This is a genomic window from Sphingomonas sp. C3-2 (assembly GCF_033025475.1).
In the GTDB taxonomy this organism is placed as follows: Bacteria; Pseudomonadota; Alphaproteobacteria; order Sphingomonadales; family Sphingomonadaceae; genus Sphingobium_A.
On sequence record NZ_CP130322.1, the window covers coordinates 14715 to 31506 of the forward strand.

Here is a 16792-nt window from a genome sequence, read left to right on the forward strand (position 1 = left end):
GGCAGCGGCGCTTTTTGCCGCGCTGGCACTTCCCCTCCCGGCATCGGCCAATCGGCCCGATGCCGTGGAGATGGCGGAATATGTACGGGCGCGTCTGGCGGATTCCGCCGGGCGCCCCGATCTGGCGGTTGCCAGCTATTCGGTTTTGCTTGCCGATAATGCAGGCGATCCGGCGATGGCGCTGCGCGCCTATCGCGGCGGCATCGGGGCGGGAGACATGGTGCTCGCCGTTCGGGCCGCGCACGCGCTCGATCAGGCCCAGCAACTGCCGCCCGATGGCCTTGTGCTGCTCTATGCCGATGCCCTTTCCCGGCAGGATTGGGCGGGTCTTGATGCGACGATCACGCGCATCGAAGGGCAGAATAATTTCTCGTTTCTCGCGCCCATCCTGCGCGCCTGGGCCGAATTCGGGCAATCCGGAAACGGCTCCGCCATTTTGGATCGTCCCACGCAAAGCGCGCTCACCGGTGTCTATGCGGGTGAACAGCGCGCGCTGATGCTTCTCGCCGAAGGCCGCGCAGACGAAGGCTATTCCACGCTACTCGCACTGAATTCGGGCGCCACGGGCATTGCCGGCAATGTCATTCGGATCGGCTCAGCGGGGCGGTTGAGCGCGCTGCGCCGGCGCGATCTCGCCAATGCGCTGCTCGTTTCGAACGATGCGTCGATCCGCGCGGTGGCGGCGCTCGTTGCCAAGGGGCGCAAGGTGCCCGGCGCCATCGATAGCGCACAAAAGGGCGCGGCGACCCTGCTTGCGCGGCTCGCCAGCGATATCGGTCGGCAACAGCCCACGCCCGTTGCGCTGGCGCTGGCGCGTTCGGCGCTGCTCCTTGATCCGCAAAATGACGGCATCCGGCTTCTCACCGGCGCCATGATGGCCGCGCAGGGCAATCCCGAAGGCGGGATCATGCTGCTTGCGACCATCAACAAAAAAGGGCCCTGGGCGGCCGACGCGCTCGATGGTCGCGCGCGGCTTCTCGTCGATGCCGATCGTCCCGCCGACGCGCTCGCAATTGCGCAGGGGCTGGCGCAATCGCCCAATGCCCGGGCACAGGATTTCATCCGGCTCGGTGAGATCTACATGGCGATGAAGCGCCCGTTGGACGCCGTTAGTGTCTATGACCGCGCCATCGCGCTTGCCGAACGCGACGAAGGCGGGGCGCCCTGGTCGTACTGGCTGTTCAAGGGCAGCGCGCAGCATGATGCGGGGCAGTGGCCGGCGGCCCGCGATGCGCTTGCCAAGGCGGTAGCACTGGCCCCCGATCAGGCGATCGCCTTGAACTATCTCGGCTATTCGCAGCTCGAACGCCGCGAAAATCTCGATGAGGCCGAACGGCTCATACGCAAGGCCAGTGAGCTGCGCCCTAAGGACAGCGCTATCACCGATTCGCTGGGCTGGACCTATTTCGTGCGCGGCAAGGTGCCCGAAGCGATCATCACGCTTGAGCGCGCCGTGCGCGATGAACCGGGTGAGCCGACGATCAACGAGCATCTGGGCGATGCCTATTGGACAGCGGGGCGCCGGATCGAGGCGCGTTATGCCTGGAATGCCGCGCTCATCCATGCCGATGAAAAGGCGGCGGTGCGGCTTCGTGCCAAGATCGATTTCGGCCTCACCCCGGAAACCATTTCGCCCTGACGCCATGCCGATGCTTGAAGAAACCGCCTGGGCCAAGATCAATCTGGCGCTTCACGTCCGTGCCCGCGGCGCGGATGGCTATCACCGGATCGAAAGCCTGTTCGTCTTCGCCCGCAATGGGGACAGGCTGCGCGCGGAGGAAGCGGACACACTCTCGCTCGAGATTTCGGGCGAATTTGCTCCGATGTTGGCGGACGAGGGCGACAATCTGGTGCTGCGCGCCGCGCGGGAAATGCAGGCCCGGTTCGGCATTGCGCGCGGCGCGCGGATCTGGCTCGAAAAGAACGTGCCCGTCGCGGCGGGGCTGGGCGGGGGCTCGGCGGACGCCGCCGCCGCCATGCGTCTGCTCGCGCGGCTCTGGGGTGTCGACGGAAACGATTCGGCGATGATGCAGATTGCCGCCGGGCTCGGCGCCGATGTGCCCGCCTGCCTCGCAAGCCGCACGCTGCGTGGTGAGGGGCGGGGGGACGAACTCGATTTCATCGACGGAACGGCGCTTTCCGGGCGCCCGATCCTGCTCGTGAACCCACGCATTCCGCTGGCAACCGGCCCTGTTTTCAAGGGCTGGGATCAGGTCGATCGCGGTCCGCTTGCGCATGGCGATCCGCTCGCCGCCGCACGGGCCGGGCGCAACGATCTTGAGCCACCCGCCTTCGCGCTGGTCCCGCAAATTCGCGAGCTGGTCGAGGCACTTGGAACGCTTCCCGGCGTCACGCTCGCGCGCATGTCGGGCTCTGGCGCCAGCTGCTTTGCGCTGTTCGAGGATGTAAACGCGATGGCACAAGGCACCTCCGCGCTCCGTGCCCGCTGGCCTGGCTATTGGTACTGCGCAAGCGCGCTTCGATAGGCCGCGCGCCCCAGCGGATGGCCAATTCGGGGCCAAGCGCGTAAAGAGCAGATATGTTGCCGCTTCATCTTCCCGGTCGCGCAGAATCGGGCATTCTCATCATCGTCGATCACGCCTCGAACCATGTTCCCGAAGATATTGATCTCGGCGTATCGGATAGCATCTTGAGCGATCACATGGCCGTCGATATCGGCACATGGGATCTGTGCCATGACATTGCCGAGCGTTTGGCTGCCCCCGCGGTGCTCGCCACCGTGTCGCGCCTCGTGATCGATCTCAACCGCGAAAAACATGCGCCGGGGCTGATCCCCACGCAGAGCGACGGCCACGCCATCCCCGGCAATGCCACGCTGGGTGAGGACGCCCGCACCGGTCGTATCGCGCGCTTCTGGGATCCCTATCACGGCGAGGTGAAGAAACTGATCGCGCAGTACCGGCCCGAAATGCTGGTCTCGCTGCACAGCTTCACCCCGGCGCTCAAAAGCGATCCCGATCAGGCCCGCCCGTGGCAGATCGGCGTCCTCTATAATGAGGATGACCGCGCCGCGCGCCAAGCGATCCCCATGTTCAGCGCCGCGGGCGCCGAAACCGGCGACAATCTGCCCTATTCGGGCAAGGTGTTGAACGCGACGATGAACCTCCACGGCGAGGATGGCGGCATCGCCTATCTCGGGCTCGAGGTGCGGCAGGATCTCATCTCCACGCCAACGGGTGTCGCGAAATGGGGAGAGATCATCGCCCCCGTCATCGCCGAAACCCGGCTGAGGCTTGCGCGCCAGGCCGGTTTGCCGACATAATCGCGACCGGGGGAGAAGGCGTGGTGAGACATGCACCGGATCGACAAGACCAAACTCCCCAGTCGCCATGTGTCCCTCGGGGCCCAGCGCGCGCCGCATCGTAGCTATTATTACGCGATGGGGATGACGGGCGAGGACATCGCCAAGCCCTTTGTCGCGGTCGCCTCGGCCGGCAATGATTCCGCGCCCTGCAACACCACGCTCAACGCCCAGGCCGATTTCTGCCGCGAGGGCGTGATAGAAGGCGGCGGAACGCCGCGTCGGTTCAACACCATCACCGTTACCGATGGCATTGCCATGGGCCATCAGGGGATGAAGAGCTCGCTCGTCAGCCGCGAGGTGATCGCCGATTCGATCGAATTGTCGGTGCGCGGCCATTGCTATGATGCGCTGGTCGGCTTTGCCGGATGCGACAAATCCCTGCCGGGGATGATGATGGCGATGCTCCGGCTCAACGTTCCATCGATCTTTGTCTATGGCGGCTCGATCCTGCCCGGCAGTTTCCACGGGCGCGACGTCACCGTGGTCGATGTGTTCGAGGCGGTCGGCCGGCATGAGGCCGGCAATTGCCCGCTCGAGGAACTGATCGCGCTCGAAAAGGTCGCCTGTCCCGGCCACGGCGCCTGTGGCGGGCAGTTCACCGCCAACACCATGGCCTGCGTTGCCGAGGCGATCGGGCTTTCGCTGCCGCACAGCAACATGGCCCCGGCGCCCTATCGCAGCCGCGACGATATTGCGCGCAGCGCCGGGCGTCAGGTGATGGAACTGCTGGCGAAAAACCTCAGGCCGCGTGACATATGTACGCCACAAGCCTTTGAAAATGCTGCACGGGTTGTGGCCGCTACGGGCGGATCGACGAACGCCGCGCTCCATCTTCCTGCGATGGCGAATGAAGCGGGCTTCGCATTCGATCTGTTCGACGTGGCCGAGCTTTTCCGGTCGACCCCCTATATCGCGGACCTTAAACCCGGCGGGCAATATGTCGCGCGCGATCTCCATGATGCAGGCGGCGTCTACATGGTGATGAAGACGCTGCTGGCCGAGGGCTTGCTGCATGGGGATTGCCGCACCGTCACCGGAGCCACGCTTGGCGAGAATATCGACGAGGTCACCTGGAACCCCGATCAGAAAGTGATCTTCGACGCCAAGATGCCGATCTCGCCCACCGGGGGCGTGGTGGGCTTGCGCGGAACGCTCGCGCCCGACGGGGCGATCGTGAAGATCGCGGGGATGCACCGGCTGTCCTTTTCCGGCCCCGCGCGCGTCTTCGATTGCGAGGAGGATTGTTTCGCCGCCGTCGAGGCGCGCGATATTGCCGAGGGGGCGGTGATCGTCATCCGCTATGAAGGGCCAAAGGGCGGCCCGGGCATGCGCGAGATGCTCGCCACCACCGCCGCGCTTTACGGGCAGGGCATGGGCGAAAAGGTCGCGCTCATCACCGATGGCCGCTTCTCGGGCGCGACGCGGGGGTTCTGCATCGGCCATGTCGGCCCCGAAGCGGCGGACGGCGGGCCGATCGCGCTGGTCGAGGATGGCGATATCATCGCGATCGACGCCGAAGCAGGGACCATCGATCTCGCTGTTTCCGACGCGGTTCTGGAGGCGCGCTGCAAGAACTGGGTACCGCGCCGGACCGATTATAATTCGGGCGCGATCTGGCGGTTTGCACGCAATGTCGGCCCGGCACGCTACGGCGCCGTCACCCATCCCGGCGCGCGTGCCGAAACGCATGTCTATGCTGACATCTGATCGTTGCACTTGGGGCCAAGGCATTGAATAAACCGGTCTCATGACCGGATATTATCGCCCCATTCTTACCGCTGCGGCCATGCGCGCCGCCGAAGAACACGCCATGGCCGATGGCACCAGCGTCGATACGCTGATGGACCGCGCGGGCCATGCGGTTGCCGAGGCGGCATGGCGTTTTGGCGGCGGCCGCCCGGTGCTCATCCTGTGCGGCCCCGGAAACAATGGCGGCGACGGTTATGTCGCGGCGCGCTATCTCTCCGAACGCGGCGTTCCTGTCCGCGTGGCGGCCAGCGCCGATCCGCGCACCGAAGTGTCGATCCGCGCGCGCCAGACATGGACCGGTCCGGTCGAGCCGCTCGCCACAGTCGCGCCCGGCGCGGTTCTCGTCGACGCGCTGTTCGGCACCGGCCTCACGCGTCCGCTCGACGGCACGATTGCGGATCCGCTGGCCCGGTGTGTCGCGGCCGCGCATTTCAGCCTCGCAGTCGACGTGCCGAGCGGCATGGACGCGGATAGTGGCGCGCTGCTCGCGCCCTTGCCGCATTTCGACATGACGATCGCGCTCGGCGCGCTGAAGCCCGCGCACCGTCTGCAACCGGCTGCGGCGCATTGCGGCGCGGTCATCATCGGCGATATCGGCATCGCGATCGAAAGCCGCTGGACTGAACTCGCACAGCCGCGCCTGAAGGCGCCGGGCCCGCTCGATCACAAATATAGCCGCGGGCTCGTGGCCGTGGTGGCGGGCGATATGCCCGGCGCGGCGCGGCTTGCCGCCATGGCGTCAGCGCGGGCAGGGGCGGGCTATGTCCGGCTTTACGGCGCGTCAGTACAGGCTGACGCCATCGTTTCCCATCCCGTTGAGGCGCTGGAAAGCGATCTGGCGGATGCCCGCATCGGCGCGCTCCTCATTGGGCCGGGGCTTGGCCGGTCAAATGCCGCGCGGCGTCTGCTCGCTTTGGCCCTAGCCACCGACCGGCCTTTGGTGATCGACGCCGATGCGCTCCACCTCCTGAAGGGCGTTGGCCTCAAGACGCTGGCGCGGCGAACCGCCCCCGCCATCCTCACCCCGCATGGCGGTGAGTTCACCGCGCTCTTTGGTGACGGGCAGGGGGGCAAGATCGACCGTACCCTCGTGGCGGCCGCGCGCGCCAATGCGGTGATCGTGCACAAGGGCGCCGACACCGTGGCCGCCGCGCCGGATGGGCAGGTGACGGTCGCACCGCCTGCATCCTCATGGCTGTCCACCGCAGGAACGGGCGATGTTCTGGCCGGGATTACCGCCGCGATGCTCGCGCGCGGGCTGGCGCCACTGGCTGCTGCCGAGGCCGGGCTATGGCTCCATGCAGAGGCTGCGCGCCTTTCCGGGCCAGCCTTTATCGCAGATGACCTTGCATCCAACCTCGCGCGCGCTATTGCCCCGTGCCTGTGACTGAAAATTCCGAAATCATCCGCATCGCCGCGCGCGGCGACGGCGTTACCGCCGATGGGCGCCATGTTCCGCTTGCCGCGCCGGGGGATCACGTCCTTCCCGATGGCAGCCTCGTGCCCGGTCCGCATCACGCCGAACCGGCCTGCCCGCATTATCCCGAATGCGGCGGTTGCCAGCTCCAGCATCTCGACGAACCGAGCTTCACCGACTTCGTGATCGATCGGGTGCGCAACGCGCTCGCGGCGCAAAAGGTGGACTTGCCCGAATTCCGCCCGGCGCACGTCTCGCCCGCCAGAAGCCGCCGCCGCGCGAGCTTTCGTGCCGAGCGGCGCGGCCGCAAGATCCTGTTCGGCTTCAATGCCGGGCAATCGCACCGCATCGTCGACTTGAAGGATTGCGCGACGCTCGATCCCGCGTTGCAGGCGCTCATTCCGCCGCTGCGGGCGATGATCGGGCCGATGCTGCAGGAAAAACGCGCCGTCGGCGTCCGCATGACGCTCGCCGATCAGGGCATCGATCTTCTGCTGGAAAATATCGAGGCCAATGGCCTCGAAGCGGCCGAGGGGCTGTCGCGCTTTGCCGAAAAGCATCGGCTCGCCCGGCTTTCGATCGATGACGGCTTTGGCCCCCAGACGCGCTGGGAACCCGAACCCGTGACCGTCACGCTGGGCGGCATTCCCGTGCCGCTCCCGCACAACGCCTTCCTGCAGGCGACGGCCGATGGCGAAACCGTGCTCGTCGCTGCCGTGCTGGAAGCGATCGGGGACGCGCCCACCGCAGCCGATCTGTTCTCCGGTCTCGGCACCTTCGCGCTCGCCGTCGCGCAAGGCAGCCGCAAGGTCTATGCCGCAGAGGCGTCGCGCGATGCCGCCGCCTCGCTCAAATCGGCGTCGGGCCGCGCGATGCGCCAGGTCTTTGTCGAGCACCGCGATCTCTATCGCCGCCCGCTGACGACCGCCGAGCTCAACCGCTTCGGCGCGATCATCCTCGATCCGCCCCGGGCGGGCGCCGAAGCGCAGATCGCCGCGCTCGCCGCCTCCACCGCGCCGCGCATCGCCTATATTTCCTGCAATCCGGCCACCTTCGCGCGCGATGCGAAGACGCTGGTCGACGGCGGCTACCGGCTCGATTGGGTCCGTCCCGTGGGCCAGTTCCGCTGGTCCACCCATGTCGAACTGGCGGCGGCCTTTTCGCGCTGAGATTATCCCGGCCCGCCATTGCGCGGGCCGGTTTCCTCAAAAGACGATCATCGCCGCGCGGATCGCCAGCGCGATCAGGCAGAACGACGCCAGCATGAAGACGCCAAAGCGCAACGCGATCCGGTTGCCCAGCACCTGCACAAGGCTGTGCACGATGCGCAAGGCCACATAGCCCCAGGCAATCATGGCATTGAGCCCGCTTCCGGCACCAAGCAGCGCCAGCGTCAGCGCCACCGCATAGAAGAGCGTCGGTTGCTCCATCAGATGGTTGTAATTATCCGCCTTCCAGCGGACGGTGGCGGGCAATCCGGCGGTCAGCTCGCGCGGCGGTTTGTCGGGATCAAGCGCCACACCCGCGCGGCGCATCGCGGGCAGGCGGGTGGCATACATCCACGCCCATATGATCATCGACCAGAGGATCAGGGCCACCACCGGCTGTAATATCGCTGTCTGGGGCGTCATCGCCATTCTCCCTCAAAGCGTCGCGAGTAGCGCGGAAATGGCGAGGATCAGGAGAATGATCGACGACAGCGCGAACAGTGGAAAGCGGATCGAGATGCGGTTCACCGTCACCTGAACCACGCTGTGCACGACGCGCAAGCCGACATAGGCCCAGGCCAGCGCAACGCTCTGCGGTGTCGCCGCGCCGGCGACTGCGAGGATCACGACCGTCGCGTAAAAGATCGTCGGCTGTTCCATCAGATGCGCATAATTATGCGCCTTCCAGTTCACATCGGCCGGCAATACGCCTTCAAGATCGGCGCCGCGTCCGCCCACCGCCTTGGACAGATCGATGCCCATGCGCTTCAGCGCGGGGAGGCGCGTGGCGCCCATCCAGACGAGCATCACGAGCGACCAGATCACCAGCACGGCCGCTGGCGTCAATATCTGCAGAGTCATGAAAACACCCCCTCCCGTTATGGCGGGAGAGGGTGTCTCAACTTGTTTCGGTCGTCAAATGAAACGGATTGGCGGTCAGCTCACGCGATTGAGCGAAACCACGCTGCCCGAACGCCGCGGCGCATCCGCTTCCTCGGTCAGATAGGTGCTGGCCATCGGCTCATCCTCGACGATCACCGTCTCGGTGGCGCCAAAGCCGTTGAACGCGGTGCGCATCGCGCAGCCATAAGCGCCCAGCATGCCGACCTCGATATAATCACCCACGGTGACATCGGCGGGCAGCATGAACGGGCCCGCCATATGGTCGAGATCGTCGCAGGTGGGGCCGTAAAAGCTGAACGCCATTTCGCGCGTTTCGCTCTCTTCTTCGCGCACCAGCTGCACCGGGAAGCGCCAGCCGACATGCGCTGCATCGAACAGGGCGCCGTAGGCACCGTCGTTGATGTACAGCTCATCGCCGCGGCGACGCTCGACGCGCACCAGCAGGCTCGCATATTCGGCGCACAGCGCGCGGCCGGGTTCGCACCACAGTTCAGCCGAATAGCTGATCGGCAGGCTTTCGAAGGCCGCGTGGATCGCCTGGAAATAGCTTTCCAGCGCCGGCGGCTCCATGCCCGGATAGATCGACGGGAAACCGCCACCGACATCGACCAGATCGACGGTAACCGCCGCCTGCACGATCGCCTGGCGCACGCGCTCCATCGCCTCGACATAGGCCTGCGGCGTCATCGCCTGGCTGCCCACATGGAAGCAGATGCCCAGCGTGTCGGCGGCCTGACGTGCGGCGAACAGCAGCTCCGTTACTTCCGACGGTTCCGCACCGAATTTCGACGCCAGGCTGAGCTTCGAGTGGTCCGACGACACGCGCAGGCGCACTGCCAGCGTCAGGTCTTCGGCATTGCGCGTCGCGCGCTGGATCTTCTTCAGCTCGTCCATCGAGTCGAGCGAGAAGGTGCGCACGCCGTGCGTGAAATAAGCTTCCTCGATCGCTTCCTCGGCCTTTACCGGGTGCATGAAGCACAGCACGGCTTCGGGCAGCGTCGACGCAACCAGGCGCACTTCTGCAATTGAAGCGACGTCGTAATGCGTGATTCCGCTGTCCCAGAGGATCTGGATCAGATCGGGGGATGGGTTCGCCTTTACCGCATAAAGCGCACGGCCCGGAAACTTCTCGACGAAGAAGCGGGCTGCACGACGGGCTGCGTGCGGACGAACGAGCGTAACCGGCTGTACCGGACGGAGGGCAGCTAGCCCCAGCGCGCTATGGTGCTTGTGCAACTCAAGGGACCTCCAGTGGGTAGTTCCAAACGAAGCTGCCTTGCGGTGGAAGTCCCATGGGGCAGCGGAGGCGCGATATATGGTGGGGGGGGCTGGGTGTAAAGAGCGTTTATAACATTCGTTCCTTTTGCCGCAGGAATGCTACGTTTCCTGCGGCAAAACGGGGCTAATCCGCGATAATGTCAGGACAGCCGATCGCGGAAATCGGCATAGCCGAACTGCTTGATAAGCCTCAGTGAGTCGGTTTCGCTGTTCCACAGCGCGATCGACGGAAGCGGAACGCCGTTGAAGGTGTTCGTCTTTACCATCGAGTAATGCGCCTGATCGAGAAAGGCGATCCGGTCGCCCACCTGCGGGGCCGCTGCAAAGCCGTAGTCGCCGATCACATCCCCTGCGAGGCACGAAGGGCCGCCCAGGCGCATCGTGACGCCCTCAGGGGCCTCTGAGAGCATTGCAGGGCGATACGGCGCCTCGATCACGTCGGGCATGTGGCAGGTGGCCGAAATGTCCGTGATGCCGATCGGCATGGCATTCTCGAACGTGTCGAGGATCTCGCCCACCAGAATGCCCGCGTCGAGCGCTACGGCCTCGCCCGGTTCGATATAGACCGTAAGCCCGGTGCGTTCGCGAATGTCCTTCAGAAAGGCCACCAGTTCGTCACGCTGATAGTCTGAACGCGTCACATGATGCCCGCCCCCGAAATTCAACCATTTCAGCTGGCCGAAATAGGGCGCGATCTGCGGCTCAAGCGCTTCCCAGGTCCGGCGCAGCGGCTCGAAATCCTGTTCGCACAGCGTGTGGAAATGGAGGCCGGAAATGTCCTCCATATCCTCGGGGCGCAGCTGCGATACCGGAAAGCCAAGGCGTGAGCCGGGCTGGCACGGATCATATTTGGGCACTTCGCCTTCGCTGTGCTCGGGGTTGAGCCGCAGCCCGAGGTCGAACTGCTCGCCGGCGGCGCGCGCGGCCGCGATCTCGGCGGCAAAACGACGGTGCTGCATCGGGGAGTTGAAGACCACCGTGTCCGAAAGCCGGAAGATCTCGGGCAGGTCCGCGGCCTTGTATCCCGCGCAATAGGTTTCGACGATGCCGTGATAATGGTCGCGGCCAAGCTGCGCTTCCCACAGGCCGGAGGCGCAGACCCCGTCGAGATATTCGCCGACGACATCGCCGAGCGACCACATGGAAAAGGCCTTGAGCGCGAGCAGCACCTTCGCGCCCGATCGGTCGCCGATATCCTTCAGCGTCGCCAGATTGCGGCGGATCGCCGCCTCGTCGACGACGAAACAGGGGGAAGGAACGCGCTTCAGGTTGAAATGGGCAAATGCCCCCGGATCACCGGCTCTGGTTTCCATCAGGTCTCTCTTTAACGACGATCCCGCGGGAAACGTCGGCCCGGCCATGCCGAACCGCCGCCCCGCGGGAAATATTGTTCATCGGCCCGGATATCCGGGCTGGTCGGGCTGCGGGATCAGAAATCCAGCGGCTTGTCGAGTTCGACAACCTGCCAGGGCAGGCCGTGCTTGTTCAGCATGTCCATGAACGGATCGGGATCGAACTGTTCCATGTTGAACACGCCTTCGCCCTTCCAGGCGCCGGTCAGCACCATCGCCGCGCCGATCATTGCCGGAACGCCGGTGGTGTAGCTCACCGCCTGGTTGCCGGTTTCTGCATAGGCTTCTTCGTGGTCGCAGACGTTGTAGATATAGACGGTCTTGGGCTTGCCGTCCTTCTCGCCGGTCGCGATGTCGCCGATGTTCGTCTTGCCCTTGGTGGTCACGCCCAGGCTTGCCGGTTCGGGCAGAACGGCCTTCAGGAACTGCAGCGGAATGATTTCCTTGCCTTCATAGATCACCGGATCGATCCGGGTCATGCCGACATTCTGGAGCACTTCGAGGTGCTTCAGATACTGGTCGCCAAAGGTCATCCAGAAACGGATGCGCTTGATTTCGGGATAGTGCGTCGCAAGCGATTCCAGCTCCTCATGATACATGAGGTACATGTTCTTTTCGCCGACCTGGTCGAAATCGAACACCTGCTTGGTCGACAGCGCGGGCGTTTCCACCCACTGGCCGTTCTCATAGTGACGCGCGGGCGCGGTCACTTCGCGGATGTTGATTTCCGGGTTGAAGTTGGTCGCGAAATGCTGGCCATGATCGCCGCCATTGCAGTCGAGAATGTCGAGCGTGTCGATGCGGTCGAGGTGATGCTTCTTCAGATGGCTTGCGAACACGCTCGTCACGCCCGGGTCGAAACCCGAACCGAGCAGCGCCATCAGGCCCGCTTCCTTGAAGCGCTCATGATACGCCCATTGCCAGCTATATTCGAACTTGGCTTCGTCGCGCGGCTCGTAATTGGCCGTGTCGAGATAGTTCACGCCGGTCTTGAGGCACGCCTCCATGATCGTCAGATCCTGGTAGGGCAGCGCGAGGTTGACGACGAGTGCGGGCTGCACCTTCGCGATCAGCGCGGCGGTTGCATCGATATCATCCGCGTCGACTTCGGCGGTGTCGATGGTGACGCCGGTACGTGCCTTCACCGAATCGGCGATCGCATCGCACTTGAACTTGCGGCGGCTCGCCAATGTGATGTGCGAGAAAATATCGCTGTTCATCGCCATTTTGTGAACCGCGACCGAGCCGACGCCGCCGGCACCAATGACAAGGACCTTGCTCAATTCTGTCTCCATGAAAGGAAAAGTTGGGCGCTATATAGGGATGCAATGTTACAGGGCAAAATCTTTGTACGAAAGGAAGGCAAAATGCGGGGGGCAACGCGCGATGGCGTCATGGAGGCAGCCGGCAAAATCGCCGCGATCGTACCGCCGACACCCCTGATTTCGCTGCAATTGAACGGCCACGCACTGTGGTGCAAGGCAGAGGCGCTGCAACCCATCGGCGCGTTCAAGCTGCGCGGCGCATGGCACCGGCTGAGCGCGCTCGCACCGTCGGACCGCGCCGCCGGCGTCGTCGCCTTTTCGTCCGGGAACCATGCCCAGGGCATTGCCTGGGCGGCGCAGCGCCTCGGCATGCCCGCGCTCATCGTGATGCCCGCTGATGCGCCGGCAAAGAAACTGGCCGCCACCCGCGCGCTTGGCGCGGAAATCGTCACCTATGATCGGCACCTTGAAAGCCGGGAAGAGATTGCCGCGCGCATCGCAACGGAGCGCGGCGCCGTGCTCGTACCCAGTTTCGACGATCCCTGGGTGGTGGAGGGGCAGGGCAGTACCGGCGTCGAAATCGCCGCCCAGCTTGCCGAGCGTGGGCATCCCGGGCCTGCGCGCATCATCATCCCTTGCGGCGGCGGTGGCCTCGCGGCCGGCATCGCGCTGGCGTGCCCCGATGCCGAGATCATCGTGGTGGAGCCTGAGGGTTGGGACGATATGGCGCGCTCGCTCGCCGCCGGCCAGATCGTTCCCGTCGGCCCGGATGCGCCCCACACCGCCTGTGACGCGCTTCAGACGCGGCAGGTCGCACCAATTACCTTCGATGTGCTGAAGGCGCGGGGCGCACGCGGCGTCGCGGTTTCGGAAGCCGAGGTCGAAACCGCGATCCGTTTCGCCTTCGATCAATTTCGAATCGTGCTCGAACCCGGCGGCGCGGTTGCGCTCGCGGCGGCACTTGCGGCAAAGATCCCGCTTGGCGACGGCACGGTGCTCGTGCTGTCGGGCGGCAATATCGATGCGCAGGCCTATGCGCGCATTATCGCAAAGGGGGCGGATTGATGGAGGGGATGTTGGGCGCGGCTGCGGGGTTTGCGGCGCATGCGGGGCCGGCGTTGCTGATGATCGCGGCCTTCCTCCTCGCGCTTGCCGGAAGCCGGATGCTGATGCGCGGGGAGAACCGTCAAAAGGCGGTACTGATGCTCGTTTGCGCGGTCGTCTTCGTTATCAATGTGGCGATCTGGACGGTTTAAAAAATAACCCCGCCGCAATGGCTTGCGGCGGAGTCATCATTTTTTGCGCGAAGATCGAAATCAGCGGATCGGCGAGTTCGGATCGAGCCGCATGTCGAGATAATTGTCGACCGATTTCATCAGGTCCACCATTTCATGCTCGAAGAAATGGTTCGCCTTGGGGATCTCGTCATGATGGATCGTGATGTGCTTTTGCGTGCGCAGCTTGTCGACCAGCTTCTGCACCGCGCTCGGCGTCACGACTTCATCGCCCGTGCCCTGGATGATGATGCCCGAGGACGGGCAGGGCGCGAGGAAGGTGAAATCATACATGTTCGCCGGCGGGGCGATCGAGATGAAGCCCTTGATCTCGGGGCGGCGCATCAGCAGCTGCATGCCGATCCACGCGCCAAAGCTGAACCCGGCGATCCAGGTGGTCTGCGCTTCGGGGTGAAAACTCTGCACCCAGTCGAGCGCGGCCGCCGCGTCCGAAAGCTCGCCGACGCCGTTGTCGAACGTGCCCTGCGACTTGCCGACGCCGCGGAAGTTGAAGCGCAGCGTGGCAAAGCCGCGACGCTGGAACGTCTTGTAGAGCGCCTGCGTGATCCGGTCGTTCATCGTGCCTCCGCCCTGCGGATGCGGATGAAGGATCATCGCGACAGGTGCGCGGGGGCGGGGCGGCGGGCTGAAACGCCCTTCAAGGCGGCCTTCGGGGCCGGGAATGATGACTTCAGGCATGGCACCTTCAGATAGAATTTGAGTTTGGCGCAGCTTCATGGCGACATGGGGCTGTGCATCGACGTGCCAGCCTATATAGAAATTGGCTAGGGTTTCGCAATCAGATCGGATGACTAAGGGTGTCTGACCGACTTTATCTGGACCACGCGGCGACAACGCCGGTGATCCCCGCCGCGCGTCAGGCGATGATGGAAGGGCTGGAACGCTGGGCCAATCCATCCTCTCCCCATGCCGAGGGGCGCGCCGCGCGCGCCGCACTTGAGGATGCGCGCGCACGCATCAAAAAGGCGCTGGGCTGGGAGCATGAGCTGATTTTCACCAGCGGCGCGACCGAGGCGATCGCCATCGCGCTGCGCCGTGCCGCGGGCGTCGACGCATGCTTTGTCTCGGCGGTCGAGCATGATGCGGTGCACCGCACCGTACCCGGCGCCTACTTTCTTCCTGTTCAGCCCGATGGCACGGTTTCGGCGGAGGCTCTCACCGGCCGCCTTGGCGCGCTGGGGGCGCAGCGGCCGCTTGTCGCGATCCAGTCGGTCAACAACGAAACCGGCGTCATGCAGCCGCTGGCTGATCTGATCCCGATCGTGCACGGCGCGGGCGGCATTTTCTTTGCCGATTGTTCGCAGTCCGCGGGCAAGCAGCCTTTGCCGCTGGAGGCCGATCTCATATCGATCTCCGCGCACAAGCTGGGCGGCCCGCCGGGCATCGGCGCGCTGCTCATTCGCAACCTCGCCGATATCGCGCCCGATGGCGGGCAGGAAAAGGGCTATCGCGGCGGCACCGAAAATCTCCCGGCGGTCCTGGGCTTTGCCGCCGCGCTCGAAGCCTCCAATGCCTGGGTGAAGCGCGCCGAGGATCTGCGCGCGCATCTCGACGGCGCGGTCGAGGCGGCCGGCGGCGTCATTGCGGCAAAGCGCAGCCCGCGCATTCCCACCATCGCCACCTATCGCATGCCCGGCATGGCGTCGTCGGCGCAGCTGATCCAGTTCGACATGGCGGGCATCTCGGTCTCGGCGGGCGCGGCCTGTTCCTCGGGCACGCTCAAGACCAGCCATGTGCTGATGGCGATGGGCTGGAGCGAGCGGGAGGCGACCGAGGTCGTCCGGGTCTCCTTCGGGCCCGATACCACGCGCGCTGGCGTTTACCGCTTTGTCGAGCAATGGCAGCGCCTTGCACGGGAGGCGAAGACCCGCACGGCATGAAACCCGTCATCTATCTCGATTATCAGGCCACCACGCCGCTCGCCCCCGAGGCGGCGGCCGCGATGCGGCCCTGGCTCGATGCGAAATTCGCCAACCCGCATTCTCCCCATCGCCTTGGGCGCGAGGCTTCCGCCGTCGTCGAACTGGCGCGCGATCGGATCACGGGCGTATTGGGGGGCACAGGCGGACGCCTGCTCTTCACGGGCGGTGCCACCGAGGCCGCAAATATGGCCATTCAGGGCGCGTTGCGCGCGGCCCATCCCGCGCGGCGCAAGGTGGTCACCATCGTTACCGAACATGCCTGTGTGCGCGATACCGCGCTGTGGCTGGGGCGCAACGGTTTCGAATGCGAGCTGCTTCCGGTCGGGCCCGATGGTCTTGTCTCGCTCGACATGGCCGAAAGGGTTATTGATGCGCGCACCGCCTTGGTCGCGGTGATGCTGGTCAATAATGAAATCGGCGTCATCCAGCCCGTCGCGCAGATTGCCACGATCGCCCGAAAAAATGGCGCACTGTTTTTCTGCGATGCGGTGCAGGGCTTTGGCCGCGTCTCGCTGCCGATCGATGCGTGCGATCTCATCGCGCTCTCGGCGCACAAGGTTTATGGCCCCAAGGGGATCGGTGCGCTCTGGGTGCGGGATGGGGTCACGCTCGAACCCCTGCTTCATGGCGGGGGGCAGGAGGGCGGTATCCGCTCGGGCACGCTGTCCCCAGCGCTCTGCGTCGGTTTCGGCGCCGCCGCCGTGCTGCTCGCCGAGCGGCGTGAACAGGATGCCGCGCATGTCGCGACCTTGTCTGCCATGGCGCTCGACTATCTTTCAGATTGGTCAATTAATGGATCAATATATGATCGTTACGCCGGAAATCTGAATGTTCGCGTGAAGGGCCTTGATGCCGCACGGCTCATTTCCGAAGTCCGCGGCGTCGCCTTTTCGGCGGGCTCGGCCTGTGCCAGCGGTTCGGGACGGCCCAGCCATGTGCTGAGCGCACTTGGGCTGTCCGATGCGGAGGCGCGGTCGAGCATCAGGCTTGGCTTTGGTCGCTACACGACCGAAGGGGAACTGCGCACGGCGCTTGAGTTGATCGAGGAAGGCGCGCGGCGCCAGGGGGTGATGTGAAC

Annotated in this window: 16 protein-coding genes; 10 read left to right on the forward strand and 6 right to left on the reverse strand. The window is 64.9% G+C overall.

The annotated features are described in order from the left end of the window. The first annotated feature begins 70 nt into the window (after positions 1-70). Genes QYC26_RS00065 through QYC26_RS00090 form a run of 6 tightly spaced genes read left to right on the forward strand, consistent with a single transcriptional unit; the run spans position 71 to position 7660 of the window. Complete coding sequence (locus QYC26_RS00065; RefSeq protein WP_317513375.1) at positions 71-1639, forward strand: tetratricopeptide repeat protein; 1569 nt, start codon at positions 71-73, stop codon at positions 1637-1639. A gap of 10 nt (positions 1640-1649) precedes the next feature. After that, complete coding sequence (locus tag QYC26_RS00070; protein WP_317513376.1) at positions 1650-2486, forward strand: 4-(cytidine 5'-diphospho)-2-C-methyl-D-erythritol kinase; 837 nt, start codon at positions 1650-1652, stop codon at positions 2484-2486. Positions 2487-2539: 53 nt separating this feature from the next. Next, complete coding sequence (locus QYC26_RS00075) at positions 2540-3283, forward strand: N-formylglutamate amidohydrolase (RefSeq protein WP_317513377.1); 744 nt, start codon at positions 2540-2542, stop codon at positions 3281-3283. Between the two features lie 30 nt (positions 3284-3313). Continuing rightward, entirely contained in the window at positions 3314-5032 is a 1719-nt protein-coding gene (gene ilvD / locus QYC26_RS00080; RefSeq protein ID WP_317513378.1) for a dihydroxy-acid dehydratase, read from the forward strand. Between the two features lie 40 nt (positions 5033-5072). Then, positions 5073-6461 (forward strand): NAD(P)H-hydrate dehydratase, encoded by a 1389-nt coding sequence (locus tag QYC26_RS00085; protein WP_317513379.1) that lies wholly within the window; start codon positions 5073-5075, stop codon positions 6459-6461. Continuing rightward, complete coding sequence (locus QYC26_RS00090) at positions 6458-7660, forward strand: class I SAM-dependent RNA methyltransferase (protein ID WP_317513380.1); 1203 nt, start codon at positions 6458-6460, stop codon at positions 7658-7660. The genes QYC26_RS00085 and QYC26_RS00090 overlap by 4 nt, the downstream gene beginning before the upstream one ends. A gap of 36 nt (positions 7661-7696) precedes the next feature. Here QYC26_RS00090 and QYC26_RS00095 read toward each other — a convergent pair whose 3' ends face one another. From QYC26_RS00095 to QYC26_RS00115, 5 genes are all read right to left on the reverse strand, one after another. After that, positions 7697-8122 carry an MAPEG family protein gene (locus QYC26_RS00095; protein ID WP_317513381.1) on the reverse strand — a complete coding sequence of 142 codons (426 nt, stop codon included), beginning with the start codon at positions 8120-8122 and terminating at the stop codon, positions 7697-7699. Positions 8123-8134: 12 nt separating this feature from the next. Beyond that, the gene (locus QYC26_RS00100; protein ID WP_317513382.1) at positions 8135-8560 is read right to left on the reverse strand and encodes an MAPEG family protein; all 426 of its coding nucleotides are present in this window, start codon (positions 8558-8560) and stop codon (positions 8135-8137) included. Positions 8561-8635: 75 nt separating this feature from the next. After that, positions 8636-9838, reverse strand: coding sequence for a type III PLP-dependent enzyme (locus tag QYC26_RS00105; protein WP_317513383.1), 1203 nt, complete (start codon positions 9836-9838; stop codon positions 8636-8638). A gap of 182 nt (positions 9839-10020) precedes the next feature. Continuing rightward, positions 10021-11193, reverse strand: coding sequence for a carboxynorspermidine decarboxylase (locus tag QYC26_RS00110; RefSeq protein ID WP_317513384.1), 1173 nt, complete (start codon positions 11191-11193; stop codon positions 10021-10023). Positions 11194-11309: 116 nt separating this feature from the next. Further along, the gene (locus tag QYC26_RS00115) at positions 11310-12515 is read right to left on the reverse strand and encodes a saccharopine dehydrogenase family protein (RefSeq protein ID WP_317513385.1); all 1206 of its coding nucleotides are present in this window, start codon (positions 12513-12515) and stop codon (positions 11310-11312) included. An 84-nt stretch (positions 12516-12599) separates the two neighbouring features. Here QYC26_RS00115 and QYC26_RS00120 point away from each other — a divergent pair, with 84 nt between their 5' ends. Then, positions 12600-13562 (forward strand): threonine/serine dehydratase, encoded by a 963-nt coding sequence (locus QYC26_RS00120; protein ID WP_317513386.1) that lies wholly within the window; start codon positions 12600-12602, stop codon positions 13560-13562. After that, positions 13562-13753 carry a hypothetical protein gene (locus QYC26_RS00125; RefSeq protein ID WP_317513387.1) on the forward strand — a complete coding sequence of 64 codons (192 nt, stop codon included), beginning with the start codon at positions 13562-13564 and terminating at the stop codon, positions 13751-13753. Before QYC26_RS00120 ends, QYC26_RS00125 begins: the two co-directional genes overlap by 1 nt. 60 nt (positions 13754-13813) lie before the next feature. On the opposite strand, the gene QYC26_RS00130 is transcribed toward QYC26_RS00125, so the two are convergent. After that, on the reverse strand, positions 13814-14470 hold the full coding sequence (locus QYC26_RS00130) for an alpha/beta hydrolase (protein WP_317513388.1): 657 nt from the start codon (positions 14468-14470) through the stop codon (positions 13814-13816). 119 nt (positions 14471-14589) lie between these two features. Between QYC26_RS00130 and QYC26_RS00135 the strand changes: the two genes are divergently transcribed. Then, positions 14590-15672 carry a cysteine desulfurase family protein gene (locus QYC26_RS00135; protein WP_317513389.1) on the forward strand — a complete coding sequence of 361 codons (1083 nt, stop codon included), beginning with the start codon at positions 14590-14592 and terminating at the stop codon, positions 15670-15672. Continuing rightward, positions 15669-16790: a cysteine desulfurase family protein gene (locus QYC26_RS00140; protein ID WP_317513390.1), complete on the forward strand. Its 1122-nt coding sequence runs from the start codon at positions 15669-15671 to the stop codon at positions 16788-16790. The genes QYC26_RS00135 and QYC26_RS00140 overlap by 4 nt, the downstream gene beginning before the upstream one ends. Positions 16791-16792 lie beyond the last annotated feature (2 nt).

Excerpts from the sequence above, each read along its gene's own strand:
- QYC26_RS00120 (WP_317513386.1), top strand. The coding sequence starts at position 12,600 with ATGCGGGGGGCAACGCGCGATGGCGTCATGGAGGCAGCCGGCAAAATC.
- QYC26_RS00110 (WP_317513384.1), bottom strand. The coding sequence starts at position 11,193 with ATGGAAACCAGAGCCGGTGATCCGGGGGCATTTGCCCATTTCAACCTG.
- QYC26_RS00070 (WP_317513376.1), top strand. The coding sequence starts at position 1,650 with ATGCTTGAAGAAACCGCCTGGGCCAAGATCAATCTGGCGCTTCACGTC.
- QYC26_RS00125 (WP_317513387.1), top strand. The coding sequence starts at position 13,562 with ATGGAGGGGATGTTGGGCGCGGCTGCGGGGTTTGCGGCGCATGCGGGG.
- QYC26_RS00140 (WP_317513390.1), top strand. The coding sequence starts at position 15,669 with ATGAAACCCGTCATCTATCTCGATTATCAGGCCACCACGCCGCTCGCC.
- QYC26_RS00075 (WP_317513377.1), top strand. The coding sequence starts at position 2,540 with ATGTTGCCGCTTCATCTTCCCGGTCGCGCAGAATCGGGCATTCTCATC.
- QYC26_RS00095 (WP_317513381.1), bottom strand. The coding sequence starts at position 8,122 with ATGACGCCCCAGACAGCGATATTACAGCCGGTGGTGGCCCTGATCCTC.
- QYC26_RS00085 (WP_317513379.1), top strand. The coding sequence starts at position 5,073 with ATGACCGGATATTATCGCCCCATTCTTACCGCTGCGGCCATGCGCGCC.
- QYC26_RS00130 (WP_317513388.1), bottom strand. The coding sequence starts at position 14,470 with ATGCCTGAAGTCATCATTCCCGGCCCCGAAGGCCGCCTTGAAGGGCGT.
- QYC26_RS00065 (WP_317513375.1), top strand. The coding sequence starts at position 71 with ATGGCGGAATATGTACGGGCGCGTCTGGCGGATTCCGCCGGGCGCCCC.
- QYC26_RS00100 (WP_317513382.1), bottom strand. The coding sequence starts at position 8,560 with ATGACTCTGCAGATATTGACGCCAGCGGCCGTGCTGGTGATCTGGTCG.
- ilvD (WP_317513378.1), top strand. The coding sequence starts at position 3,314 with ATGCACCGGATCGACAAGACCAAACTCCCCAGTCGCCATGTGTCCCTC.